Source organism: Undibacterium sp. TJN25, assembly GCF_049339885.1.
Taxonomy (GTDB): Bacteria; Pseudomonadota; Gammaproteobacteria; order Burkholderiales; family Burkholderiaceae_D; genus Undibacterium.
This window is the reverse complement of sequence record NZ_JBMPPM010000055.1, coordinates 1-255: the sequence shown is the minus strand read 5'-3', so window position 1 is coordinate 255 and position 255 is coordinate 1. Positions and strand designations below refer to the sequence as shown.

Genomic DNA, 255 nt, shown 5'->3' with positions numbered 1-255 from the left:
CTTCGGCGGGCCGGTAGAATTTGGGGTTGACCTTGACGAGGGTCTTGCCGGTCTTGGTGCAGGCGGCGGTTTCGTCTTCGCCCTGCCCTTGCCAGCGGAGCTGGATGTCGGCGGCCTTGAAGGCCATGGTGACGAAGTCGCGGACGGTTTCGGTGCGGTTGGTGGCGAGTACGAAGGTGTCGGGCTGGTCGGCTTGCAGCATGCGCCACATGCCTTCGACGTATTCTTTGGCGTAGCCCCAGTCGCGTTTGGCGT

1 protein-coding gene is annotated in these 255 nt (G+C 63.5%); it reads right to left on the bottom strand.

Annotated elements, in window-relative coordinates; all coding sequences use genetic code 11:
* The coding region (locus tag ACO0LO_RS29100; RefSeq protein WP_422970050.1) for a GDP-mannose 4,6-dehydratase at window positions 1-255 on the bottom strand (255 nt) is incomplete at both ends.